22 protein-coding genes are annotated in these 25,162 nt (G+C 71.4%); 19 read left to right on the top strand and 3 right to left on the bottom strand.

Annotation, left to right across the window (positions count from 1 at the left end; translation table 11 throughout):
- The first annotated feature begins 16 nt into the window (after positions 1-16).
- The 4 genes from secD (at position 17) to V7793_RS11075 (ending at position 6,271) form a co-directional block, all read left to right on the top strand.
- A complete protein-coding gene (secD, locus tag V7793_RS11090) occupies positions 17-1,867 on the top strand; it encodes a protein translocase subunit SecD (RefSeq protein ID WP_336005065.1) in 1,851 nt (616 codons plus the stop codon).
- 1 nt (position 1,868) lies between these two features.
- Positions 1,869-2,990: a protein translocase subunit SecF gene (gene secF, locus V7793_RS11085; RefSeq protein WP_336005061.1), complete on the top strand. Its 1,122-nt coding sequence runs from the start codon at positions 1,869-1,871 to the stop codon at positions 2,988-2,990.
- Entirely contained in the window at positions 2,987-3,553 is a 567-nt protein-coding gene (locus V7793_RS11080) for an adenine phosphoribosyltransferase (protein ID WP_168091334.1), read from the top strand. The genes secF and V7793_RS11080 overlap by 4 nt, the downstream gene beginning before the upstream one ends.
- Before the next feature lie 201 nt (positions 3,554-3,754).
- Positions 3,755-6,271, top strand: coding sequence for a RelA/SpoT family protein (locus tag V7793_RS11075; protein ID WP_336005054.1), 2,517 nt, complete (start codon positions 3,755-3,757; stop codon positions 6,269-6,271).
- Between the two features lie 60 nt (positions 6,272-6,331).
- Here the strand turns inward: V7793_RS11075 and V7793_RS11070 are convergent, their stop codons facing one another.
- Both V7793_RS11070 and V7793_RS11065 read right to left on the bottom strand, forming a co-directional pair.
- Positions 6,332-7,561 (bottom strand): DUF349 domain-containing protein, encoded by a 1,230-nt coding sequence (locus tag V7793_RS11070; RefSeq protein ID WP_336005051.1) that lies wholly within the window; start codon positions 7,559-7,561, stop codon positions 6,332-6,334.
- Between the two features lie 254 nt (positions 7,562-7,815).
- On the bottom strand, positions 7,816-8,637 hold the full coding sequence (locus V7793_RS11065) for a peptidylprolyl isomerase (protein ID WP_336005050.1): 822 nt from the start codon (positions 8,635-8,637) through the stop codon (positions 7,816-7,818).
- 186 nt (positions 8,638-8,823) lie between these two features.
- Here V7793_RS11065 and V7793_RS11060 point away from each other — a divergent pair, with 186 nt between their 5' ends.
- From V7793_RS11060 to V7793_RS11045, 4 genes are all read left to right on the top strand, one after another.
- Positions 8,824-9,546 carry an MBL fold metallo-hydrolase gene (locus tag V7793_RS11060; RefSeq protein WP_168091330.1) on the top strand — a complete coding sequence of 241 codons (723 nt, stop codon included), beginning with the start codon at positions 8,824-8,826 and terminating at the stop codon, positions 9,544-9,546.
- 10 nt (positions 9,547-9,556) lie between these two features.
- Positions 9,557-10,819 (top strand): histidine--tRNA ligase, encoded by a 1,263-nt coding sequence (gene hisS, locus V7793_RS11055; protein ID WP_058045275.1) that lies wholly within the window; start codon positions 9,557-9,559, stop codon positions 10,817-10,819.
- Positions 10,820-10,878: 59 nt separating this feature from the next.
- Positions 10,879-11,541, top strand: coding sequence for a vitamin K epoxide reductase family protein (locus V7793_RS11050; protein ID WP_336005044.1), 663 nt, complete (start codon positions 10,879-10,881; stop codon positions 11,539-11,541).
- Between the two features lie 82 nt (positions 11,542-11,623).
- Positions 11,624-12,982 carry a replication-associated recombination protein A gene (locus tag V7793_RS11045; protein WP_336005042.1) on the top strand — a complete coding sequence of 453 codons (1,359 nt, stop codon included), beginning with the start codon at positions 11,624-11,626 and terminating at the stop codon, positions 12,980-12,982.
- Positions 12,983-13,136: 154 nt separating this feature from the next.
- Here the strand turns inward: V7793_RS11045 and V7793_RS11040 are convergent, their stop codons facing one another.
- Positions 13,137-13,850: a DUF2470 domain-containing protein gene (locus V7793_RS11040; RefSeq protein WP_336005040.1), complete on the bottom strand. Its 714-nt coding sequence runs from the start codon at positions 13,848-13,850 to the stop codon at positions 13,137-13,139.
- A gap of 188 nt (positions 13,851-14,038) precedes the next feature.
- Here V7793_RS11040 and rpsD point away from each other — a divergent pair, with 188 nt between their 5' ends.
- The 11 genes from rpsD to aroQ all read left to right on the top strand — a co-directional run bounded on the left by rpsD (position 14,039) and on the right by aroQ (position 24,859).
- A complete protein-coding gene (gene rpsD, locus V7793_RS11035) occupies positions 14,039-14,653 on the top strand; it encodes a 30S ribosomal protein S4 (protein WP_168091325.1) in 615 nt (204 codons plus the stop codon).
- 229 nt (positions 14,654-14,882) lie between these two features.
- Positions 14,883-15,323 carry a DUF948 domain-containing protein gene (locus tag V7793_RS11030; protein WP_168091324.1) on the top strand — a complete coding sequence of 147 codons (441 nt, stop codon included), beginning with the start codon at positions 14,883-14,885 and terminating at the stop codon, positions 15,321-15,323.
- Between the two features lie 7 nt (positions 15,324-15,330).
- Positions 15,331-15,660, top strand: coding sequence for a DUF6167 family protein (locus V7793_RS11025; protein ID WP_168091323.1), 330 nt, complete (start codon positions 15,331-15,333; stop codon positions 15,658-15,660).
- Entirely contained in the window at positions 15,660-18,329 is a 2,670-nt protein-coding gene (gene alaS, locus V7793_RS11020; RefSeq protein ID WP_336005025.1) for an alanine--tRNA ligase, read from the top strand. Before V7793_RS11025 ends, alaS begins: the two co-directional genes overlap by 1 nt.
- A 5-nt stretch (positions 18,330-18,334) precedes the next feature.
- Positions 18,335-18,799: a Holliday junction resolvase RuvX gene (gene ruvX, locus V7793_RS11015; RefSeq protein WP_043188057.1), complete on the top strand. Its 465-nt coding sequence runs from the start codon at positions 18,335-18,337 to the stop codon at positions 18,797-18,799.
- Between the two features lie 130 nt (positions 18,800-18,929).
- The gene (mltG, locus tag V7793_RS11010) at positions 18,930-20,564 is read left to right on the top strand and encodes an endolytic transglycosylase MltG (protein WP_336005016.1); all 1,635 of its coding nucleotides are present in this window, start codon (positions 18,930-18,932) and stop codon (positions 20,562-20,564) included.
- Positions 20,565-21,404, top strand: coding sequence for a shikimate dehydrogenase (locus tag V7793_RS11005; protein ID WP_336005014.1), 840 nt, complete (start codon positions 20,565-20,567; stop codon positions 21,402-21,404). It abuts the gene before it with no gap.
- A 162-nt stretch (positions 21,405-21,566) separates the two neighbouring features.
- A complete protein-coding gene (gene aroC, locus V7793_RS11000; protein ID WP_336005009.1) occupies positions 21,567-22,751 on the top strand; it encodes a chorismate synthase in 1,185 nt (394 codons plus the stop codon).
- Positions 22,748-23,293 carry a shikimate kinase gene (locus V7793_RS10995; RefSeq protein ID WP_168092224.1) on the top strand — a complete coding sequence of 182 codons (546 nt, stop codon included), beginning with the start codon at positions 22,748-22,750 and terminating at the stop codon, positions 23,291-23,293. The genes aroC and V7793_RS10995 overlap by 4 nt, the downstream gene beginning before the upstream one ends.
- 7 nt (positions 23,294-23,300) lie before the next feature.
- On the top strand, positions 23,301-24,392 hold the full coding sequence (aroB, locus tag V7793_RS10990; RefSeq protein WP_336005002.1) for a 3-dehydroquinate synthase: 1,092 nt from the start codon (positions 23,301-23,303) through the stop codon (positions 24,390-24,392).
- A complete protein-coding gene (gene aroQ / locus V7793_RS10985; protein ID WP_336004998.1) occupies positions 24,389-24,859 on the top strand; it encodes a type II 3-dehydroquinate dehydratase in 471 nt (156 codons plus the stop codon). Before aroB ends, aroQ begins: the two co-directional genes overlap by 4 nt.
- Positions 24,860-25,162: the final 303 nt, after the last annotated feature.

Here is a 25,162-nt window from a genome sequence, read left to right as displayed (position 1 = left end):
AGGGAGAAACGACAAGGTGGCAGCACCGAAGAAGGGCCGCAGGTCCCCGGGCGGCCAGGGCAGGCCGGGCAGGGTCCTGGCCCTGATCCTGATCGCCATGGTGGCGCTCACCGGGGGGATGTTCGCCTCAGGGCGCACCACGCCGCGGCTGGGCATCGACCTCGCGGGCGGCACCAGCTTCACGCTGGAGGCCAAGAACGAGCCCGGCAAGCCCAATGCGATCAACCCGACCAATATGAACACCGCGGTCGGCATCATCGAGCGGCGTGTCAACGGGCTGGGCGTCACCGAGGCCGAGGTCCAGACGCAGGGCGACAACCACATCATCGTGAACATCCCCAAGGGGACGAACGCGAAGCAGGCCCGCCAGCAGGTCGGAACCACCGCCAAGCTCGGCTTCCGCCCCGTGCTGTCCGTGGCCCCCGGTGCCAAGACCGAGCCCACTCCCGACGCCTCGTCCCCCGGTAAGGACAAGGACGCCAAGGACAAGGACGGCAAGGACAAGGACGGCAAGACCAAGCCGTCCGGCTCGCCTTCCGCCTCCGCCTCCTCCGCGGCCTCGGGCGCCCCCTCCGCGAGCGCGAGCCCGCGCCAGCAGGGCCGCCCCGTCACCGACGCCGTGAAGGCCGACGGCACCCCGTCCGCCTCGCCCGTCGCCAAGGACGACAAGGCGAAGGACGAGAAGAAGGACGACGCCAAGAAGGACGAGGGCAAGAAGGACGGCAAGTCCAAGGAGCCCACGCCCTCCCCGGCCGACGTCGCCGCGCTGCAGAAGAAGCTCGACGCCCTGGACTGCACGACCCCCGAGGGCCGCGCCAAGGCGAGCGAGGCCGCGGCGGGCGCCAAGACGACCGACGTCATCGTGGCCTGCAAGAAGGACGGCTCGGCCAAGGAGATCCTCGGCCCGGTGTCCGTCGAGGGCACCGGCGTCACCGGCGCCGACGCCGTCTTCGACAGCCAGCAGGGCCGCGGCTGGCTCGTCCAGCTGAAGTTCGACTCCAGCGGCTCCAAGAAGTTCGCGGACGTCACCGGCCAGCTCGCCGGCAAGCAGCCCCCGCAGAACCAGTTCGCGATCGTCCTGGACGGCGAGGTCGTCTCCGACCCGTCCGTCTCCACCTCGATCACGGGCGGCCAGGCGGAGATCTCCGGCGGCTTCACCCAGGCCAGCGCCCAGGACCTCGCCAACGTGCTGTCCTACGGCGCCCTGCCGCTGTCCTTCGACGTCGTCACCGAGCAGACGGTCACCGCCGCCCTCGGTGGTGAGCAGCTGCGCGCCGGTCTGCTCGCCGGCGCCATCGGCCTCGCCCTGGTGATCATCTACCTGGTCGCGTACTACCGCGGTCTCGCGCTCGTCGCCCTCGCCAGCCTCCTGGCCTCGGCGATCCTCACGTACACGATCATGGTGCTGCTCGGCCAGGCCATCGGCTTCGCGCTGAACCTGCCGGCCGTCTGCGGTGCGATCGTCGCGATCGGTATCACCGCCGACTCCTTCATCGTCTACTTCGAGCGCATCCGCGACGAGATCCGCGAGGGACGCACCCTGCGCCCGGCGGTCGAGCGCGGCTGGCCGCGCGCCCGGCGCACGATCCTGGTCTCCGACTTCGTGTCCTTCCTGGCCGCCGCGGTGCTCTTCATCGTCACCGTCGGCAAGGTGCAGGGCTTCGCGTTCACGCTCGGTCTGACCACGCTCCTCGACGTCGTCGTGGTCTTCTTCTTCACCAAGCCGCTGATGACGCTCCTCGCCCGGCGCAAGTTCTTCGCCAGTGGCCATCCGTGGTCCGGGCTCGACCCCAAGCGGCTCGGCGTCAAGCCGCCGCTGCGGGCCTCCCGCCGCCCCTCCGCCCCCGTCGACCCCAAGGAGGCGTGAGATGTCCAAGCTCGGAAATCTCGGCGCCCGGCTCTACCGCGGCGAGGTCGGCTACGACTTCGTGGGCAAGCGGAAGATCTGGTACGGCATCTCGATCCTCATCACCATCACGGCCATCGTCGGCCTGGCGGTGCGCGGCCTGAACATGGGCATCGAGTTCTCCGGCGGCGCGGTCTTCACCACGCCCAACACCTCGGTCTCGGCCGAAGCGGCCCGGGAGACCGCGGAGGAGACCTCCGGCCACACCGCGATCGTCCAGAAGCTCGGCAACGGCCCGCTGCGCGTCCAGGTCAGCGACCTCACCACCGAGCAGTCGCGCGCCACCCAGGAGGCCCTGGCCAAGCAGCTGGGCGTCTCCACGGACAAGGTCAACACCGACATCGTGGGCCCGAGCTGGGGTGACGAGATCGCCAAGAAGGCCTGGTACGGCCTGGGGATCTTCATGATCCTCGTGGTGATCTACCTGGCGATCGCCTTCGAGTGGCGCATGGCCATCGCCGCCCTGATCGCCCTGATCCACGACCTCACCATCACCGTCGGTGTGTACGCACTGGTCGGTTTCGAGGTCACCCCGGGCACCGTGATCGGTCTGCTCACCATCCTCGGTTACTCCCTCTACGACACCGTCGTCGTCTTCGACGGTCTGAAGGAGAGCTCGAAGGACATCACGAAGCAGACCCGCTTCACCTACAGCGAGATCGCCAACCGCAGCCTCAACGGCACCCTGGTGCGTTCGATCAACACCACGGTGGTCGCGCTGCTGCCGGTCGCCGGCCTGCTGTTCATCGGCGGCGGCTTCCTCGGCGCGGGCATGCTCAACGACATCTCGCTCGCCCTGTTCGTCGGCCTCGCGGCCGGTGCGTACTCGTCGATCTTCATCGCCACGCCGCTGGTCGCCGACCTCAAGGAGCGCGACCCGCAGATGCGGGCCCTGGCCAAGCGGGTGCGCGCCAAGCGTGCCGCCCAGGCCGCCAAGGGCGAGTCGGGCGAGGAGCCGCGCGACGAGGTCCCCGGCGACGAGGAGGAGGGCGAGGACGCCGCGACCGGTGTCGTCGGCCCCCGCCAGTCCGCCGCCCGCGCCCGCGGCACCCGCGGCGGCCGCCCCCAGGGGAAGCGCCGATGAGCGCCACGGGCGTCGGCACGGCCGACGAGAAGCTGCGTGACCTGCTGCTGACGCACATCCACGACGTGGCCGACTATCCGAAGCCGGGCGTGATGTTCAAGGACATCACCCCGCTGCTCGCCGATGCCACGGCGTTCGCCGCCCTGACCGACGAGCTCGCCGCGCTGTGCAAGCGCCACGGCGCCACCAAGGTCGTCGGCCTGGAGGCCCGCGGCTTCATCCTGGGCGCCCCGGCCGCCGTCCGCGCGGGGCTCGGCTTCGTGCCCGTGCGCAAGGCCGGCAAGCTCCCCGGAGCCACGCTGGCCCAGGCCTACGAGCTGGAGTACGGCACGGCGGAGATCGAGATGCACGCCGACGCCGTCGGCCCCGGCGACCGCGTCCTCGTCATCGACGACGTGCTGGCCACCGGCGGCACCGCCGAGGCCTCGCTCCGGCTGATCCGCCGGGCCGGCGCCGAGGTCGCCGGTGTCGTCGTGCTCATGGAGCTCGGCTTCCTGCCCGGCCGCGAGCGGCTGGCGGACGCCCTCGGCGACGCCCCGCTGGAGGCGCTGATCACGGTCTGACGCGTCTGACGCGCCTCTGACCTGCCACGCAGGGCAGGACGGGCACGCACTGCGCAACGCGGGGCGGGCCCCGGGGAAGACCCTGGGGCCCGCCCCGCGTTCTTCTGAGCACAGCCGGGTGCGCGGCGGCCCCGCCGCCCGGGTCGATACCATGGTTGTCCGGACCTGATCGGGGGGCCGGACCCCGCATGAGGAGTGCTCTTGCCAGACGAGGCCCAGCCGCTCACCGCCGCACAACAGGACAAGCCGTCTCCCGAGGCCGCGGCGGCCGCGGGCACGCCCAAGGGCCGCCCGCAGAGCGCGCCTGAGTCCACGCCCCGGCCGCCGGCCGGCCCCGGCGCGGGCAGCGGACCGAAGAGCCAGGTCCCGGCCGTCGCGGGTACCTCACCCGTTCGGCCCACGCCGCCGCCCAGCGCCCCGCGCCCCGGCTCCTCCAGCCGCGTCCGGGCCCGCCTCGCCCGCCTCGGCGTCCAGCGCTCCAGCCCGTACAACCCGGTCCTCGAACCGCTCCTGCGCATCGTGCGCGGAAACGACCCGAAGGCCGACACGACGACCCTGCGCCAGATCGAGCGCGCCTACCAGGTCGCCGAGCGCTGGCACCGCGGCCAGAAGCGCAAGAGCGGCGATCCGTACATCACCCACCCCCTCGCGGTGACCACGATCCTCGCCGAGCTCGGCATGGATCCGGCCACGCTGATGGCCGGGCTGCTGCACGACACCGTCGAGGACACCGAGTACGGCCTGGACGACCTGCGCCGCGACTTCGGTGACCAGGTCGCCCTACTGGTGGACGGCGTCACCAAGCTCGACCGCGTGCAGTTCGGCGAGGCCGCGCAGGCCGAGACCGTCCGCAAGATGGTCGTCGCCATGGCCAAGGACCCGCGCGTCCTGGTCATCAAGCTCGCCGACCGCCTGCACAACATGCGCACCATGCGCTACCTCAAGCGGGAGAAGCAGGAGAAGAAGGCCCGCGAGACCCTTGAGATCTACGCCCCGCTGGCGCACCGGCTGGGCATGAACACCATCAAGTGGGAGCTGGAGGACCTCGCCTTCGCGATCCTCTACCCCAAGATGTACGACGAGATCGTCCGTCTCGTCGCCGAGCGGGCCCCCAAGCGCGACGAGTACCTGGCCGTCGTCACCGACGAGGTCCAGGCCGACCTGCGCGCCGCCCGCATCAAGGCCACCGTCACCGGCCGGCCGAAGCACTACTACAGCGTCTACCAGAAGATGATCGTGCGGGGCCGCGACTTCGCCGAGATCTACGACCTGGTGGGCATCCGCGTCCTCGTCGACACCGTCCGCGACTGCTATGCGGCGCTCGGCACCGTCCACGCCCGGTGGAACCCGGTGCCCGGGCGGTTCAAGGACTACATCGCGATGCCCAAGTTCAACATGTACCAGTCGTTGCACACGACGGTCATAGGGCCCAGCGGCAAGCCCGTCGAGCTGCAGATCCGCACCTTCGACATGCACCGCCGCGCCGAGTACGGCATCGCCGCGCACTGGAAGTACAAGCAGGAGGCCGTCGCCGGAGCCTCCAAGGTGCGCACCGACGTGCCAAGGAACGCCGGCAAGAACCAGGACACCGTCAATGACATGGCCTGGCTGCGGCAGCTGCTGGACTGGCAGAAGGAGACCGAGGACCCGGGCGAGTTCCTGGAGTCCCTGCGCTTCGACCTCTCCCGCAACGAGGTCTTCGTCTTCACCCCCAAGGGCGATGTCATAGCGCTCCCGGCCGGGGCCACCCCGGTCGACTTCGCCTACGCCGTCCACACCGAGGTCGGCCACCGCACGATAGGGGCCCGGGTCAACGGGCGGCTCGTGCCGCTGGAGTCCACCCTCGACAACGGCGATCTGGTCGAGGTCTTCACCTCCAAGGCCCCCGGCGCCGCCCCCTCCCGCGACTGGCTGGGCTTCGTCAAGTCCCCCCGCGCGCGCAACAAGATCCGTGCCTGGTTCTCCAAGGAGCGCCGCGACGAGGCCATCGAGCAGGGCAAGGACGCCATCGCGCGCGCCATGCGCAAGCAGAACCTGCCGATCCAGCGGATCCTCACCGGCGACTCCCTGGTCACCCTCGCGCACGAGATGCGCTACCCCGACATCTCCTCCCTCTACGCCGCCATCGGCGAGGGCCACGTCGCGGCGCAGGGCGTCGTGCAGAAGCTGGTCCAGGCCCTCGGCGGCGAGGACGCCGCCACCGAGGACATCGAGGAGACCGCCCCGATCCGCGGCCGCTCCAAGCGGCGCTCCAGCGCGGACCCGGGCGTGATCGTCAAGGGCGTCGAGGACGTCTGGGTGAAGCTCGCCCGGTGCTGTACGCCGGTGCCCGGCGACCCCATCATCGGCTTCGTCACCCGCGGCAACGGCATCTCGGTGCACCGCGCCGACTGCGTCAACGTCGAGTCGCTCTCGCAGCAGCCCGAGCGGATCATCGACGTCGAGTGGGCGCCCACCCAGTCCTCGGTCTTCCTGGTCGCGATCCAGGTCGAGGCGCTGGACCGCTCCCGGCTGCTGTCGGACGTCACACGCGTCCTGTCCGACCAGCACGTCAACATCCTGTCCGCGGCCGTGCAGACGTCCCGGGACCGGGTGGCCACGTCCCGCTTCACCTTCGAGATGGGCGACCCCAAGCACCTCGGTCACGTCCTGAAGGCCGTACGGGGTGTCGAGGGCGTGTACGACGTCTACCGCGTGACCTCGGCGCGCCGGCCGTAAGCAAGCGCATATGAGTAAGGGGCTCCGGCAATAGCCGGAGCCCCTTACTCATATGGCTGTTCAGCCGCCGAACTCCTCCAGGCCCTTCAGAGCCTGGTCCAGCAGGGCCTTACGGCCCTCAAGCTCCCTGGCGAGCTTGTCGGCCTTGGCGTCGTTGCCCGCGGCACGCGCCTTGTCGACCTGCTCCTGCAGCTTGTCGACGGCCGCCTGCAGCTGGCCGGTGAGACCGGCCGCGCGGGCCCGCGCCTCGGGGTTCGTACGCCGCCACTCGGCCTCCTCGGCCTCCTGGATGGCGCGCTCCACCGCGTGCATCCGGCCCTCGATCTTCGGGCGGGCGTCCCGCGGGACGTGGCCGATGGCCTCCCAGCGCTCGTTGATCGAACGGAACGCGGCACGGGCCGCCTTCAGGTCGGTGACGGGCAGCAGCTTCTCGGCCTCGACCGCGAGCTCCTCCTTGTGCGTCAGGTTGACCTGCTGCTCGGCGTCGCGCTCGGCGAACACCTCGCTGCGGGCCTGGAAGAAGACGTCCTGCGCGCCGCGGAAACGGCTCCACAGGTCGTCCTCCGCCTCGCGCTGCGCACGGCCGACGGCCTTCCACTCCGCCATCAGGTCGCGGTAACGCGCGGCCGTCGGGCCCCAGTCGGTGGAGCCGGAGAGGGACTCGGCCTCGGCGACCAGCTTCTCCTTGGCCTTGCGGGCGTCCTCGCGCTGGGCGTCGAGGGAGGCGAAGTGCGCCTTGCGCCGCTTGGAGAACGCCGAGCGGGCGTGCGAGAAGCGGTGCCACAGCTCGTCGTCGGCCTTGCGGTCCAGGCGCGGAAGGCCCTTCCAGGTGTCGACCAGGGCGCGCAGCCGCTCGCCGGCCGACCGCCACTGCTCGCTCGCGGCCAGCTCCTCGGCCTCGGCGACCAGCGCCTCCTTGGCCGTACGGGCCTCGTCGGCCTGCTTGGCCTTGGCGGCCTTGCGCTCCTCGCGGCGCGCCTCGACCGTCTCGACGAGCTTGTCGAGACGGACGCGCAGCGCGGCGAGGTCACCGACGGCGTGGTGCTCGTCGACCTGCGTGCGCAGGTGGTCGATCGCGGTCGTCGCGTCCTTGGCCGACAGGTCGGTGGTCTTGACCCGCTTCTCGAGGAGGCCGATCTCGACGACCAGGCCCTCGTACTTGCGCTCGAAGTAAGCGAGGGCCTCCTCGGGAGACCCGGCCTGCCACGATCCGACGACCTGCTCTCCGTCGGCAGTACGCACGTACACGGTCCCCGTCTCGTCGACGCGGCCCCACGGGTCGCTGCTCACAGCGCCTCCTCCACATGATGCCGAGGCCGGCGTGCGGCCCTCGCGCATCGTCCACAGTTGTTCCGGGCAGGGCCGCGCCCTGGCCGGTCCGACGGCTTGATCATTTGGGTGCGGGTAGCCGCCGGATCAGGCACCCTACACAACGCCAACATAGGCGACCGGCGCCCTGGCTGTCCGTATCCCGCGCGACCGAAATTTCGCTCTGCGGGCAACGGCCGGGCACTGGAGGCCTGATCGGGGCGCCGGGGACGGGGTCAGGACTTGGCGACCGTCGCCTTGTCGACGACCACCGTCGCGTTCGGGGCGCCGTCGCCGGCGCCCGTCGACTCGCCCGCACCGGCGATCTTCTTGAGCGTCTTCATGCCCTCGGCGCCGATGGTGCCGAAGGGCGTGTACGTGGGGGGCAGCGGGCTGTCCTGGTAGACGAGGAAGAACTGGCTGCCGCCGGTGTGCGGCTGGCCGGTGTTGGCCATCGCCACCGTGCCGGCGGGGTAGACGTTCCCCTTGAGCCTGGAGTCCTTGAGGTTCTCGTCGGGCAGGGTGTAGCCCGGGCCGCCGTTGCCCAGGCCCTTGGGGTCGCCGCACTGCAGGACGTAGATGCCGCTGGTGGTCAGGCGGTGGCACTTGGTGTGGTCGAAGTAGCCCTCGGCGGCCAGGAAGTTGAAGGAGTTGACCGTGTGCGGGGCGTTCGCCGCGTCGAGCTTGATGTCGATCGTGCCGCAGGTCGTCTTCAAGTCCATCGCGTACGCCGCGGACTTGTCGATGCCCATCTCCGGCTCCGACTTCCACGTCTTCGTGGCGGGGGAGCCGGGGGCGGGCTTGGCGCACGGGTCGGGCCCCTTGGAAGGCGCCTTGGAAGTCTCGGGGGCCGCGGCGTCGGTCGTGTCCTTCTTGTCGTCACCGGAGAGCGCGCCCGTGGCGTACGCGCCCGCGCCCGCGGCCAGCACCACCGCGAGGGCGGCGGCGATCACCGCGTTCCGGCGCCGGCCCTTGCGCCGGGCCTCCTCACGACGCTGCTGCTGCCGCTCGAACTTCTCCCGGGCGAGCTGCCGCCGCCGCTGCTCGTTACTGACCACCGGGTCTACTCCTCATACCGACTTGTCCATGTCATGAGCCCTGTGTTGCTGGTGTGCCCGTACCGTATACGGGTTCGCGGCCGCGGGAGTGCCGCCGGTAGGCTCTTGTTCGCAGCCGGTGATCCCTCCGGGGCGCTCCGGCCGCACCGCTGATGAAATTCTGCTGGTCGATCATTAAGGACGAATGTGCTGATTGCCGGGTTCCCTGCCGGGGCCTGGGGGACCAATTGCTATCTGGTCGCCCCCGCCGCCGGCGAGGAGTGCGTGATCATCGACCCGGGCCACCAGGCGGCCCCCGGGGTCGAGGAGGCGCTCAGGAAGCATCGGCTCAAGCCCGTCGCCGTCGTCCTCACCCACGGCCACATCGACCATGTCGCCTCGGTCGTCCCCGTGTGCGGCGCCCACGACGTCCCGGCCTGGATCCACCCCGCCGACCGCTACATGATGAGCGACCCGGAGAAGGCCCTCGGCCGCTCCATCGGGCAGCAGCTCATGGGCGAGCTCACGGTCGGGGAGCCCGACGACGTCAAGGAGCTGACCGACGGCTCCCGCCTCGACCTCGCGGGGCTGGAGTTCACCGTCGCGCACGCGCCCGGCCATACCAAGGGGTCGGTGACCTTCCGGCTGCCCGAGAGCTCCGACGTCCCGTCGGTGTTCTTCTCGGGCGACCTGCTGTTCGCCGGCTCCATCGGACGCACCGACCTGCCGGGCGGTGATCACGCCGAGATGCTCCGGTCGCTGGCACGCGTGTGCCTGCCCCTGGACGACTCGACCGTGGTCCTCTCCGGCCACGGCCCCCAGACCAGCATCGGCCGCGAGCGCGCCACCAACCCGTACCTGCGGGAAGTGGCGGACACGCAGCGCGGCTCCGGAGGCGGCCCTACCGCCGCTCCGCGAAGAGGAATGTGACGATTTTCCCGTGAGTACGTTCAAGGCCCCCAAGGGCACCTACGATCTCAAGCCCCCCACCTCCGCCGTCTACCTCGCGGTCCGCGAGGCCATCGCCGCCCCGCTCAAGCGGGCCGGCTACGGCTACGTCGAGACCCCCGGCTTCGAGCAGGTCGAGCTGTTCTCCCGCGGCGTCGGCGAGTCGACCGACATCGTGACCAAGGAGATGTACACCCTCACCACGCGCGGCGGCGACCAGCTCGCCCTGCGCCCCGAGGGCACCGCCTCCGTGCTGCGCGCGGCACTGGAGGGCAACCTCCACAAGGACGGCAACCTGCCCGTCAAGCTCTGGTACTCCGGCTCGTACTACCGCTACGAGCGCCCGCAGAAGGGCCGCTACCGCCACTTCTCGCAGGTCGGCGCGGAGGCCATCGGTGCCGAGGACCCGGCGCTGGACGCCGAGCTGATCATCCTGGCCGTCGATGCGTACAAGTCGCTCGGCCTGCAGAACTTCCGCCTCCTGCTGAACTCGCTCGGCGACAAGGAGTGCCGCCCCGTCTACCGCGCCGCCCTGCAGGACTTCCTGCGCGGCCTGGAGCTGGACGAGGACACCCGCCGCCGCATCGAGATCAACCCGCTGCGCGTCCTGGACGACAAGCGCGAGGACGTCCAGAAGCAGCTCGTCGGCGCCCCGCTCTTCCGCGATCACCTGTGCGAGGCCTGCAAGGCCTACCACGACCAGGTGCGCGAGCTGCTGACCGCCGCGGGCGTCGGCTTCGAGGACGACCCCAAGCTCGTCCGCGGCCTCGACTACTACACCCGCACCACCTTCGAGTTCGTCCACGACGGCCTCGGCTCGCAGTCCGCGGTGGGCGGCGGCGGCCGTTACGACGGCCTGTCCGAGATGATCGGCGGCCCCGCGCTGCCGTCCGTCGGCTGGGCGCTCGGCGTGGACCGCACGGTCCTCGCCCTGGAGGCCGAGGGCATCGCGCTCGACCTGCCGTCGCCGACCGACGTCTACGCGGTCCCGCTGGGCGAGGAGGCCCGCAAGGTCCTCTTCGGCGTGGTCACCGAGCTGCGCCGCAACGGCGTCGCCACCGACTTCGCCTTCGGCGGCAAGGGCCTGAAGAACGCGATGAAGTCGGCCAATCGCTCCGGCGCCCGCTTCGCGGTCATCGCGGGCGAGCGCGACCTGGCCGAGGGCAACGTGCAGCTCAAGGACCTGGAGAGCGGCGAGCAGAAGGCCGTCGCCCTCACCGACGTCGTGGGTGAAGTCCTGGCCAAGCAGGGCTGATTGCATGTCCTCTGGTGCAGAATGGGCGCCAGGGACCGACTGATGGGATCAACGGCGCTATGACCACTTCGGCACTCGACCGCTCCGACACCGACGGCGAGGAGCGGGACGGCCCCGCGACGGGCGCCGCCGGCGGCAGCCGCGCGTTCGCGCTGCTGCTCGTCATCACGGGTGCGCTGGGGCTGCTCGCCGCCTGGGTCATCACGATCGACAAGAACAAGATCCTTGAGGCCAAGGCGGTCGGGAAGACCTTCACCCCCGGGTGCAGCCTCAACCCGATCGTCTCCTGCGGCAACATCATGGAGAGCGAGCAGGCCCACGCCTTCGGGTTCCCCAACCCGATGCTGGGGCTCGTCTGCTACGGCGCGATCATCGCGATCGGCCTGGCGGTGCTCTCGGGCGCCCGCCTGCCCCGCTGGTACTGGCTCGGCATGCAGGCCGGCACGCTCTTCGGCGTCGGCTTCTGCACCTGGCTGCAGTACCAGTCGCTGTACGTCATCGGGTCGCTGTGCCTGTGGTGCTGCCTGGCCTGGGTCGCCACGATCTTCATGTTCTGGTACGTGACCGTGCAGAACATCCGGCACGGCTTCATCCCGCTGCCCGACGGCCCGCGCCGCGCGGTCCTGGAGTTCCACTGGGTGGTCCCGGTGCTGTGGGTCGGCATCATCGGCATGCTGATCCTCACCCGGTGGTGGGACTTCTGGACGGGCGGCACCGCCTGACCACCCCCGCACCTGGCTTGATCAAGGCCGCCGGACCCCTGGTCCGGCGGCCTTGTCAGTGGCGTGGCATAGGGTTTCGAACGTGGAGCCAGACCTGTTCACCGCCGCCGCAGAGGACCGCCAGGAGAAAGACCCGGCGAGCAGTCCCCTGGCCGTGCGCATGCGCCCCCGCACGCTCGACGAGGTCGTGGGGCAGGGGCACCTGCTCAAGCCCGGCAGCCCGCTGCGGAGGCTGGTGGGGGAGGGCAGCGGCGGCCCGGCCGGCCCGTCGTCGGTGATCCTCTGGGGCCCGCCCGGCATCGGCAAGACGACCCTCGCGTACGTCGTCAGCCAGGCCACCAACAAGCGCTTCGTGGAGCTCTCCGCCATCACCGCCGGCGTCAAGGAGGTGCGGGCCGTCATCGACGGCGCGCGCCGCGCCTCCGGCGGCTACGGCAAGGAGACGGTGCTCTTCCTGGACGAGATCCACCGCTTCAGCAAGGCCCAGCAGGACTCCCTGCTGCCCGCCGTGGAGAACCGCTGGGTCACGCTCATCGCGGCCACCACGGAGAACCCCTACTTCTCGATCATCTCGCCGCTGCTGTCCCGCTCCCTCCTGCTGACCCTGCAGGCCCTCACCGACGACGACCTGCGGGGGCTGCTGCACCGCGCCCTCACCGACGAGCGGGGGCTCGGCGGCGCGGTGACCCTGCCGGGGGACGCCGAGGCGCATCTGCTGCGGATCGCCGGCGGCGACGCCCGCCGCGCCCTCACCGCCCTGGAGGCCGGCGCCGGCTCGGCCATCGCCAAGGGCGACCCCGAGATCACCCTGGAGACGCTGGAGGACTCGGTCGACCGGGCGGCGGTGAAGTACGACCGCGACGGCGACCAGCACTACGACGTCGCGAGCGCCCTGATCAAGTCGATCCGCGGCTCGGACGTCGACGCCACGCTGCACTATCTGGCCCGCATGATCGAAGCGGGCGAGGACCCGAGGTTCATCGCGCGCCGGCTGATGATCTCCGCGAGCGAGGACATCGGCCTGGCCGACCCGACGGCCCTGCAGACGGCGGTCGCCGGTGCGCAGGCGGTCGCGCTGATCGGCTTCCCCGAGGCGCGGATCACCCTGAGCCAGGTCGCCATCGCGCTGGCCCTGGCCCCGAAGTCCAACGCCGCGTACCTCGCCATCGACGCCGCCCTCGCGGACGTCCGGGCGGGCCTCGCCGGGCCGGTGCCGCCGCACCTGCGGGACGGGCACTACAAGGGCGCGGAGAAGCTGGGGCACGCGCAGGGGTACGTGTATCCGCACGATCTGCCCGGCGGCATCGCGGCGCAGCGATACGCACCGGACGCGGTGCAGGGCAAGCGGTACTACGAGCCGACGCGGTACGGGGCGGAGGCCCGCTACGCGGATGTGGTGGAACGGGTTCGCGTGCGCTTGCGCGGGGAGCAGGAGGGCTGACCTCGGTCCGGCACCGCCGGTCACCCCGGTGGGGGTCGCGCGCCGTCGCGGCGGGATGAGAGCTGCGGGCAGCTCCCGGTGTTTCTTCCGCCGCAACGGCGAGACGTCGCATGTACGTATCCGGCGGTGCCGGGACCCGCTCAGCCGGCCGCCCTCAATCCAAGGCGGCCTCGAACAACGTGTGCATCGCCCGGCGCAGGCCGACCACGTCGCGGACGGGCTCCGGGAACTCGAAGCGTGCGTCGAAGGACCGGTCCGCCGGCGCCCCGCCGCCCGCGCGGGTGAAGCGCACGCGGAGCCCGAAGCGGTCCAGCGCCAGCGGCACCGCCCGGTCGCCCGCGCGGCGCACGTCCTCGGCCCGCTCGCCGAGGAGCGTGTAGAGCGCGCGCACCTGGTCGCCGTGGCCGGAATGCAGGTGTTGCAGCAGCTCGGCCTCGTGGCAGACGAGCGGGTCGGGGTGGGCCCGGGCGAATTCCTCCGGTTCCACGTCCTCGGCGCCCCACAGGTCGTCCACGCTCGCCTCGCCGACCTCCAGGCGCACCATCATGCGGCCGGGCTCGGTCACGCCGGGGACACAGGTGACCCAGCCGGAGACCCAGGCGCGGCCGCGGATGCGGTTGGGCACGGAGACCGGGGCCACGTCGGTGAGCTCCAGGACGGCGGCCAGCTCGTCGTCCTGGGCGTGGGTCGCGGCCCGCACGGCCGGGCTGTCGGAGGGGAAGACCAGGAAGATCTCGCCGTCGGGGCCGACGCTGCGCGCCTCGGGCATCAGCTGGTCGGGGCGGGTGACGGCGGCCCCGGGGATCAGCAGTACCGCGGAGCATGTACTCTGTACGAGAGTTCGTGTGCGCTCGGCTGCTGACGGCATCCGCGCGATTTCAAGTCCGCTGGGACGCGGCTGACCACGATCTGATCGGACCTCCGTCACGTCGGCGCCATTGCGAGCGTCCGTCTTCTGCGTGCTGTCCGTGATGTGACTGGTGTTCCCCGGGCGAGACATGCGATCTCCTTGAGTAAGGTAAGCCTAACCTAACCTATTTCGGAGGTCTGGAGAACGTGCCTAACCAGTCGCGTCCCAAGGTCAAGAAGTCTCGTGCGCTCGGCATTGCGCTGACCCCGAAGGCCGTCAAGTACTTCGAGGCCCGCCCCTACCCGCCGGGTGAGCACGGCCGTGGCCGCAAGCAGAACAGCGACTACAAGGTCCGTCTGCTCGAGAAGCAGCGTCTGCGCGCCCAGTACGACATCAGCGAGCGCCAGATGGTCCGCGCCTACGACCGCGCCCGCAAGGCCGAGGGCAAGACCGGCGAGGCCCTGGTGGTCGAGCTCGAGCGCCGCCTCGACGCCCTCGTCCTGCGTTCGGGCATCGCCCGCACCATCTACCAGGCCCGCCAGATGGTCGTCCACGGCCACATCGAGGTCAACGGTGGCAAGGTCGACAAGCCGTCCTTCCGCGTCGCCCCGAACGACGTCGTGATGGTCCGCGAGCGCAGCCGCAGCAAGCCGCTGTTCGAGGTCGCCCGCGCCGGTGGCTTCGCCGCCGACGGTGAGACCCCGCGCTACCTGCAGGTCAACCTGGGCGCCCTGGCCTTCCGCCTGGACCGCCTGCCCAACCGCAAGGAAGTTCCGGTCATCTGCGACGAGCAGCTCGTCGTCGAGTACTACGCCCGCTGATCCAGCGGACGTAGCTCTTCCTTCACGCTCAGCCCGCTGTCTCCCCGGCCCCCGTGGCCTGCGAGGCGGCGGGCTGCCGCGTTTCCGGGACCGGGGTGTCCTCGCAGCGCCGACGGCGGCAAATGCGGTGCGGGCCCCGATGCCCGGCGCGATAAGGTCAGTACCTGCCCAGAAATACAGCCGGGCAGGTACAGAAAGCGACGAAGACCAGCTAGGGAGCGGGTGCATCGTGTCCGGTGGAGAGGTGGCCGGGATCCTCGTGGCCGTCTTCTGGGCCATTCTGGTGTCCTTCATCGCCTTGGTGCTGGTGCGGCTCGCCCAGACGCTCAAGGCGGCCACCAGACTGGTCGCGGACGTCACCGAGCAGGCCGTGCCGCTCCTCGCCGACGCCTCGGCGACGGTCCGTTCCGCGCACACCCAGCTCGCCCGCGTCGACTCGATCGCCGCGGACGTCCAGGAGGTCACGGCGAACGCCTCGGCGCTCTCCTCGACCGTCTCCTCCGCCTTCGGCGGCCCGCTGGTCAAGGTCGCCGCCTTCGGCTACGGCGTGCGGCGGGCGATGGGCCGCAAGGCCGCTCCCGAGCCGGAGCGCTCCGTCTTCGTCGGCAAGGCCGGCGGCCGCCCCCTGCCGTCCGCACGTGCCGGCCGCCGCACCCGTGGGAAGGGTTGACCCAGGAATGTTCCGCCGCACCTTCTGGTTCACGACCGGTGTAGCAGCCGGTGTCTGGGCCACCACCAAGGTCAACCGGAAGCTCGCCAAGCTCACCCCGGAGAGCCTGGCCCTGCAGGCCGCGGACCGCGCGGTCATCGCCGGGCGCAAGGTCAAGCTCTTCGCGCTGGACGTCCGCGACGGCATGGCGCACCGGGAAGCGGCGCTCAAGGACGCGCTCGGCCTCACGGCCGCGCCGCCCGCGCCCGAGCACCGCGCGCTCCCCGGCCAGCGTCACCTCGTGGCGATCGACCCGCAGCACACCTACCACTCGTACACCCGGAAAGAGGACCACTGATGGAGTCGGCTGAAATCCGCAGGCGCTGGCTGCGCTTCTTCGAGGAGCGTGGGCACACCGTCGTGCCGTCGGCGTCGCTCATCGCGGACGACCCGACCCTGCTCCTGGTCCCCGCGGGCATGGTGCCCTTCAAGCCGTACTTCCTCGGTGAGGTCAAGCCGCCCTTCACGCGCGCCACCAGCGTGCAGAAGTGCGTCCGCACGCCGGACATCGAAGAGGTCGGCAAGACCACCCGCCACGGCACGTTCTTCCAGATGTGCGGCAACTTCTCCTTCGGCGATTACTTCAAGGAAGGCGCCATCAAGCTCGCCTGGGAGCTGCTCACGACTCCCGTGGCGGACGGCGGCTTCGGCCTGGAGCCGGAGAAGCTCTGGATCACCGTCTACCTCGAGGACGACGAGGCCGAGCGCATCTGGCGCGACGTCGTCGGCGTGCCCGCCGAGCGGATCCAGCGCCTGGGCAAGAAGGACAACTACTGGTCCATGGGCGTGCCCGGCCCGTGCGGCCCGTGCTCCGAGATCAACTACGACCGGGGCCCGGAGTTCGGCGCCGAGGGCGGCCCGGCCGTCAACGACGAGCGCTACGTGGAGATCTGGAACCTGGTCTTCATGCAGTACGAGCGCGGTGCCGGCGACGGCAAGGAGGACTTCCCGATCCTCGGGGAGCTGCCGTCGAAGAACATCGACACCGGTCTCGGCCTCGAGCGCCTCGCCATGATCCTGCAGGGCGTGCAGAACATGTACGAGACCGACACCCTGCGCGTCGTCATGGACAAGGCCACCGAGCTGACGGGCGTCCGCTACGGCGCCGCCCGTGACACCGACGTCTCGCTGCGCGTGGTCGCCGACCACATGCGCACCTCCACCATGCTCATCGGCGACGGCGTCACCCCCGGCAACGAGGGCCGCGGCTACGTCCTGCGCCGCATCATGCGCCGCGCCATCCGCAACATGCGCCTGATGGGCGCCACCGGCCCCGTCGTGGCCGAGCTCCTCGACGTCGTCATCAAGACGATGGGCCAGCAGTACCCGGAGCTGGAGACGGACCGCAAGCGCATCGAGACCGTCGCCCTCGCCGAGGAGGCCGCCTTCCTCAAGACGCTGAAGGCCGGCACCAACATCCTCGACACCGCCGTGACGGAGACCAAGGCCTCCGGCGGCAAGGTCCTGGCCGGCGACAAGGCCTTCCTGCTCCACGACACCTGGGGCTTCCCGATCGACCTCACCCTGGAGATGGCCGCCGAGCAGGGCCTCTCCGTGGACGAGGACGGCTTCCGCCGCCTGATGAAGGAGCAGCGGGAGCGCGCCAAGGCCGACGCCAAGGCCAAGAAGACCGGTCACGCCGACCTGTCCGCGTACCGCGAGGTCGCCGACACCGCGGGCGAGACCGAGTTCACCGGCTACACCCGCAACGAGAACGAGTCCACGATCGTCGGTCTCCTCGTCGACGGCCTGCCCTCGCCGGCCGCCACCGAGGGCGACGACGTCGAGGTCATCCTGGACCGCACCCCCTTCTACGCGGAGGGCGGCGGCCAGCTGGCCGACACCGGCCGCATCAAGCTCGACACCGGTGCCGTGATCGAGATCCGCGACGTGCAGAAGCCCGTGCCGGGCGTGCACGTCCACAAGGGCGTCGTCCAGGTCGGCGAGGTCACCGTCGGTGCCTCCGCCTACGCCGCGATCGACATCACGCGCCGCCGGGCCATCGCCCGCGCCCACTCGGCCACCCACCTCACCCACCAGGCCCTGCGCGACGCACTCGGCCCGACGGCCGCCCAGGCCGGCTCGGAGAACTCGCCGGGCCGCTTCCGCTTCGACTTCGGCTCGCCGGCCGCCGTGCCCGGCACCGTGCTGACCGACGTCGAGCAGCGCATCAACGAGGTCCTCTCCCGGGAGCTCGACGTGCAGGCCGAGGTGATGAGCCTGGACGAGGCCAAGAAGGCCGGCGCCATCGCCGAGTTCGGCGAGAAGTACGGCGAGCGCGTGCGCGTCGTGACCATCGGCGACTTCTCCAAGGAGCTGTGCGGCGGCACCCACGTGGGCAACACCGCCCAGCTGGGTCTGGTGAAGCTGCTGGGCGAGTCGTCGATCGGCTCCGGCGTGCGCCGTGTCGAGGCCCTCGTCGGCGTCGACGCCTACAACTTCCTGGCCAAGGAGCACACGGTCGTCGCCCAGCTCCAGGAGCTCGTCAAGGGCCGCCCGGAGGAGCTGCCGGAGAAGATCTCCGGGATGCTCGCCAAGCTCAAGGACGCCGAGAAGGAGATCGAGCGCTTCCGCGCCGAGAAGGTCCTGCAGGCCGCCGCGGGCCTGGCCGAGGGCGCCAAGGACGTGCACGGCACCGCCCTGGTCACCGGCCGCGTCCCGGACGGCACCGGCGCCGACGACCTGCGCAAGCTCGTCCTCGACGTGCGCAGCCGCATCAACGGCGGCCGCCCGGCCGTGGTCGCGCTGTTCACCGTGGCCAACGGCCGCCCGCTGACGGTCATCGCCACCAACGAGGCCGCCCGCGAGCGCGGTCTCAAGGCCGGCGACCTGGTCCGTACGGCCGCCAAGACCCTCGGCGGCGGCGGTGGCGGCAAGCCCGACGTCGCCCAGGGCGGCGGTCAGAACCCCGAGGCCGTCGACGAGGCCATGGCCGCCGTCGAGCGCCTCGTGGCCGAGGCGGCCTGATCCCCGTGCGCCGAGGAAGACGCATCTCCGTCGACGTCGGGGACGCCCGGATCGGGGTCGCCTCGTGCGACCCCGACGGGATCCTCGCCACGCCGGTGGAGACGGTGCCGGGGCGTGACATCCCCAAGGCCCACAAGCGGCTCGTGGAGATCGTCGCGGAGTACGAGCCGATCGAGGTCGTCGTCGGCCTGCCCCGTTCCCTCAAAGGAGGGGAGGGGCCGGCCGCGGCCAAGGTGCGCACCTTCGCCAAGGAGATGGCGCGCCGTGTGGCGCCCGTGCCGGTGCGCCTCGTCGACGAGCGGATGACGACCGTGACGGCCACGCAGGGCCTGCGCGCTTCGGGCGTCAGCTCGAAGAAGGGCCGGTCCGTGGTCGATCAGGCGGCCGCGGTCGTCATCCTGCAGAACGCGCTGGAGACCGAGAAGGTCTCCGGCAGGCCGCCGGGCGAGACCGTCGAAGTGGTCATCTGATCGCAGTACGGTAACGTTCCGCGCTGAACATGGCAGCCGCCCGGCTGTCGTCTCCGACGACGGCCGGGCGACTGGGAACCGCGCTCCTCCGAGCGCCCACCTGCTGCCGCTGCGCGGCTCTAGGGGATCGATGACTGAGTACGGCCGGGGCTCCGGCTCCCAACCGTGGCATCCTGACGACCCGCTGTACGGGGACCAGGGCTACAGCGGACAGCAGCAGCATCCGCAGCAGTCGCAGCAGCCTCAGTACGGTCACGGCCAGCAGCAGTACGGCTGGGACCCCTCGCAGGGCGGCCAGCAGCAGTACGGGCAGCAGCAGGGCGGCGGCGCGTATGGCGGCGGTCAGGGCGACTACTACGGCGTGCCCGACGGCTATCAGCAGCAGCCTCAGCACCAGCAGCCCCAGCATCCGCAGCAGCCGCACGGTCAGCAGGGGCATCAGCAGGCCCAGCAGCCCCAGCAGCAAGCCCACCAGACACCGCAGCAGCCGCAGCACCAGGGCTACCAGCCGCAGCAGGAGTGGTCCGAGCCCGACGAGGAGAAGATCTCCCTCTTCGACGACCTGCCCCCCGCCACGGGCCGCCCCGGCGAGCGGGACGGCGAGGCCGCGCCCGAGGACGAGGTCGAGGACGACGAGCCCCGCGAGGAGCGCTCCCGCAGCCGCGACCGCCGTGGCAAGGGCAAGAAGCCCAAGAAGAACAAGCGCCGCAGCGGCACCGCCTGCCTCGTGGTCGCCGTCGTGCTGCTCGGCGTCGTGGGCGGTGGCGGCTACTTCGCCTACGACTACTGGCAGACCCACTTCGGCGCGGCCCCCGACTACGAGGGCCAGGGCAGCGGCGAGGTGCGGGTCGAGATCCCCAAGGACTCCAGCCTCACGGCCATGGGCCGGGCGCTGCACGAGGCGGGCGTCGTCAAGAGCATCGGCGCCTTCACCGAGGCCGCGGGCAAGAACCCCAAGGGCAAGTCCATCCAGGCCGGCACCTACACCCTGCGCAAGGAGATGTCGGGCGCCGCGGCCGTCGAGATGATGACCAACGCCGCCAACTTCCTGACCATCGCCGAGGGCCGGCGGGCCGTCCAGGTCTACGCGTCCATCGACCAGAAGCTCGGCCTCGCCGCGGGCACCACCGAGGGCGTCGCGAAGAGCCAGGCCAAGAGCCTCGGGCTGCCCGCGTGGGCGAACAGCGACCCGAAGATCAAGGACCCGCTGGAGGGCTTCCTCTTCCCCTCGCAGTACAGCGCGGGCAAGGGCACCAAGCCGGAGACCATCCTCAAGCAGATGGTCGCCCGGGCCAACGAGAACTACGCCAAGCAGGACCTGGAGGGCAAGGCCCGCGAGCTGGGCCTGAAGTCCCCGCTCCAGCTGATCACCGTGGCCAGCCTCGTCAACGCCGAGGGCATGACGCACGACGACTTCCGCAAGATGGCGCGGGTCATCTACAACCGCCTCAAGCCCACCAACACCGAGACGAACGGCAAGCTGGAGTTCGACTCGACGTACAACTACGTCAAGAACCAGAGCAAGCTGGACCTCAGTCCCAAGCAGCTCCGGGCCCTCGACAACCCGTACAACACCTACTTCTACAAGGGCCTGCCCCCCGGCCCCATCGGCAACCCCGGCGAACAGGCCCTCAAGGCGGCCATGGACCCGGAGCAGGGGGACTGGTACTACTTCGTCTCCATCAACGAGAAGACGACGTTCACCAAGAACCTGCAGGAGCACCAGAAGCTCGTGGACGAGTTCAACAAGAGCCGGAAGTCGTAGATGAGCCACACCCCGGAGCACCGCCGCGCGGCCGTACTCGGCTCGCCGATCGCCCACTCGCTCTCCCCGGTCCTGCACCGCGCCGCGTACGCGGAGCTGGGCCTGGGGGAGTGGACCTACGACCGCTTCGAGGTGGACGAGGCCGCGCTGCCCGGGTTCCTCGGCGGGCTGGACGGCAGCTGGGCGGGGCTGTCCCTGACCATGCCGCTCAAGCGGGCGGTGATCCCGCTGCTCGACGAGGTCAGCGACACGGCCGCCTCCGTCGAGGCCGTCAACACCGTCGTGTTCACCGAGGACGGCCGCCGTCTCGGTGACAACACCGACATCCCCGGCATCGCCGCGGCCCTGCGCGAGCGCGGCGTGACCGAGGCCGGCTCCGCCGCCGTGCTGGGCGCCGGTGCCACCGCGTCGTCGGCCCTCGCCGCCCTCGCCGGGATCTGCACCGGCGAGGTCACCGTCTACGTCCGCAGCGAGGCCCGCGCCGCCGAGATGCGCGAGTGGGGCGAGCGGCTCGGCGTGGCCGTCCGTACCGCGGACTGGTCGCGGGCCGCGGAGGCCCTCACCGCCCCGCTGGTCATCGCCACGACGCCGGCCGGTGCCGCCGACGCGCTCGCCGGTGCTGTCCCGGAGCGTCCCGGGGCCCTCTTCGACGTGCTCTACGAGCCCTGGCCCACCCCGCTGGCAGCGGCCTGGTCCGCGCGCGGCGGCGCGGTCCTCGGCGGCCTGGACCTGCTGGTTCACCAGGCCGTTCTCCAGGTCGAGCGGATGACCGGCTGCCCGCGGGCCCCGCTGGCCGCCATGCGTGCCGCGGGCGAGGCCGCCCTGGCCGCCCGCGGCTGACGCAATCCGGCCATCTCCTGTCCAGGACCTGACTCAGTCCTTTCCACAACGCGGACCGGAGGGCGGTCCGGGCCCCGCGGCATGGGAGGATCAGGAGTGGCGGGCCGGGGCCGCGCACCCGGACGCCGCTAGATCCGAGGCGCGCGAGCAAGAGGAGTCCCGTTGAGCAGGTTGCGCTGGCTGACTGCCGGTGAGTCGCATGGTCCGGCACTCGTGGCGACGCTGGAGGGCCTGCCCGCCGGTGTCCCCATCACCACGGACATGGTGGCGGACCACCTGGCCCGCCGGCGGCTCGGCTACGGCCGCGGCGCGCGCATGAAGTTCGAGCGGGACGAGGTCACCTTCCTCGGCGGCGTGCGCCACGGTCTGACGATGGGCTCCCCGGTCGCGGTCATGGTGGGCAACACCGAGTGGCCGAAGTGGGAGAAGGTCATGGCGGCCGATCCGGTGGACCCGGAGGAGCTGGCGTCGATGGCCCGCAACGCCCCGCTGACCCGCCCCCGCCCCGGCCACGCCGACCTGGCGGGCATGCAGAAGTACGGGATCGACGAGGCGCGCCCGATCCTGGAGCGCGCCTCCGCGCGCGAGACGGCCGCCCGCGTCGCGCTCGGCGCCGTCGCCCGCTCCTACCTGAAGGAGACGACGGGCATCGAGATCGTCTCCCACGTCATCGAGCTGGCGGCGGCCAAGGCCCCGCTCGGTGTCTACCCCACGCCCTCGGATGTCGAGAAGCTCGACGCCGACCCGGTCCGCTGCCTGGACGAGGCGGCGAGCAAGGCGATGGTCGCCGAGATCGACCAGGCCCACAAGGACGGCGACACGCTCGGCGGCGTCGTCGAGGTCCTGGCCTACGGCGTGCCCGTCGGCCTGGGCTCGCACGTGCACTGGGACCGCCGTCTGGACGCCCGCCTGGCCGCCGCCCTGATGGGCATTCAGGCGATCAAGGGCGTCGAGGTCGGCGACGGCTTCGAGCTGGCCCGGGTGCCGGGCTCGCAGGCCCACGACGAGATCGTCTCCACCGAGGACGGCATCCGCCGCACCTCCGGCCGCTCCGGCGGCACCGAGGGCGGTCTGACCACCGGCGAGCTGCTGCGCGTCCGCGCGGCGATGAAGCCGATCGCCACCGTGCCGCGCGCCCTGCGCACGGTCGACGTGACCACCGGCGAGGCCGCCCAGGCCCACCACCAGCGCTCCGACGTCTGCGCGGTCCCGGCCGCCGGCATCGTCGCCGAGGCGATGGTCGCCCTCGTCCTGGCCGACGCCGTGGCGGAGAAGTTCGGCGGCGACAACGTCGCGGAGACCCGCCGCAACGTCCAGGGCTACCTCGAGAACCTGGCCATCAAGTGACCACGCCCGTCGTCGTGCTGGTGGGCCCGCCGGGAGCCGGCAAGTCCACCATCGGTGCCCTGCTCGCGCAGCGGCTGGGCACCGGCTACCGCGACACCGACGCCGACATCGAGAAGACGGCGGGCAAGCCCATTCCGGAGATCTTCATCGACGAGGGCGAGCCGCACTTCCGCGAGCTGGAGCGGCAGGCCGTGCGCGCTGCCGTCGCCGGGCACGCGGGCGTGCTCTCCCTCGGCGGCGGCGCGATCATGGACGACGGCACCCGTGCCCTCCTTGCGGGGCTGCCGGTGGTCTTCCTCGACGTCGAGCTGGCCGACGCCGTACGGCGCGTCGGCCTCGACGCCCCGCGCCCGCTGCTCGCGGTCAACCCGCGGCAGCGCTGGCGCGAGCTGATGGAGGCCCGCCGCCCCCTCTACACGGAGGTCGCCCGGGCCACCGTCGCCACCGGCGGCCGCACGCCGGACGAGGTCGCCGACGCGGTGCTGGCCGCCCTGGACCTGGCGCCGGCTCCGCGGGACCGCACACAGGACACCACGCAGTGAGGAACGCATGACCGACGCCCCCACCCGCATCCAGGTCGCCGGCAGCGCGGGCACCGACCCGTACGAGGTCCTGGTCGGGCGACAGCTGCTGGGCGAGCTGCCCGGCCTCATCGGCACCAAGGCCAAGCGGGTCGCCGTGCTCCACCCCGAGGCCCTCGCCGAGACCGGCGAGGCCATCCGTCAGGACCTGGCCGCGCAGGGCTACGAGGCCATCGCGATCCAGCTGCCCAACGCGGAGGAGTCCAAGACCGTCGAGGTCGCGGCCTACTGCTGGAAGGCACTGGGCCAGACCAACTTCACCCGCACCGACGTCATCGTCGGCGTGGGCGGCGGCGCCACCACGGACCTCGCCGGATTCGTCGCCGCCACCTGGCTGCGCGGCGTGCGCTGGATCGCCGTGCCCACCACGGTGCTGGCCATGGTCGACGCCGCCGTCGGCGGCAAGACCGGCATCAACACCGCCGAGGGCAAGAACCTCGTCGGCGCCTTCCACCCGCCGGCCGGCGTCCTGTGCGACCTGGCCGCGCTGGAGTCGCTGCCGGTCAACGACTACGTCAGCGGCCTCGCCGAGATCATCAAGGCCGGCTTCATCGCCGACCCGGCCATCCTCGACCTGATCGAGGCGGACCCCGAGGCCGCCCGCACCCCCTCCGGGCCGCACACCGCCGAGCTCATCGAGCGCTCGATCCGGGTCAAGGCGGAGGTCGTCTCCGGCGACCTCAAGGAGTCCGGCCGGCGCGAGATCCTCAACTACGGCCACACCCTCGCCCACGCCATCGAGAAGAACGAGCGCTACAACTGGCGCCACGGCGCGGCGGTCGCCGTGGGCATGGTCTTCGCCGCCGAGCTCGGCCGCATCGCCGGCCGCCTCGACGACGCGACGGCCGACCGCCACAAGGCGATCCTCACCTCCGTGGGCCTGCCGGTCACCTACCGCGGCGACCAGTGGCCCAAGCTGGTGGAGACCATGAAGGTCGACAAGAAGTCCCGCGGCGACCTGCTGCGCTTCATCGTCCTCGACGGCCTCGCCAAGCCCACGGTCCTGGAGGGCCCCGACCCGGCGATGCTGCTGGCCGCACACGCGGAGATCGCCGCATGAGCGCGGCAGGAGAGGGCCGGGCGCGCCGGGTCCTCGTGCTGAACGGCCCCAACCTCGGCCGCCTCGGCTCCCGCGAGCCCGACGTCTACGGCTCGACCTCCTACAAGGGCCTGGTCGAGGAGTGCACCCGGCTCGGCGGCGAGCTCGGCTTCGCCGTCGAGGTGCGCGAGACCAACGACGAGGGCGAGCTGGTCCGCTGGCTGCACGAGGCCGCCGACGGGTCGGTCCCCGTCGTCATCAACCCCGGTGCGTTCACGCACTACTCGTACGCCATGCGCGACGCGGCCGCCCAGCGCACCGCGCCGCTCATCGAGGTGCACATCTCCAACCCGTACGCCCGCGAGGAGTTCCGCCACACCTCGGTGATCGCGGCCGTCGCCAGCGGCACCGTCGCGGGCTTCGGCATCGGCTCCTACCGGCTCGCGCTGCGGGCCCTGGCCGAGGAACTCCCGGGCGCGGGCGCCTGACGCCCCGGCCGGCTCCCGGCTCAGTTCCCGGTTGATTCCGCCCACTTCGGGCACTTCCCGCCTTCCCCGGCCGTTCACCCCACGGCGGCCGGGGCAAGGGGGGCGGGCCCGGTACTCTCCGGTACTCTCCCCTCCTGGCCGGCCCCGCGGCCCTTCACCACGCGCCAGTCGCCCGTACGAGACGGAGTGCCACCGGATGCAGCACGCAGTGGGAGCGCCGCTGCCACCGCCCCCTGGGCAGGGGCCGGGCAGCCGGCTCGGCGGTCACCCGCCGATGGGGTCCCACCCCGTACCGCCCGTCCC

It is taken from the genome of Streptomyces sp. KLMMK (assembly GCF_036961605.1).
GTDB classification, from domain to species: domain Bacteria; phylum Actinomycetota; class Actinomycetes; order Streptomycetales; family Streptomycetaceae; genus Streptomyces; species Streptomyces telluris.
Note: the sequence above shows the minus strand (reverse complement) of the source record. Positions and strands in the feature narration are given on the sequence as shown.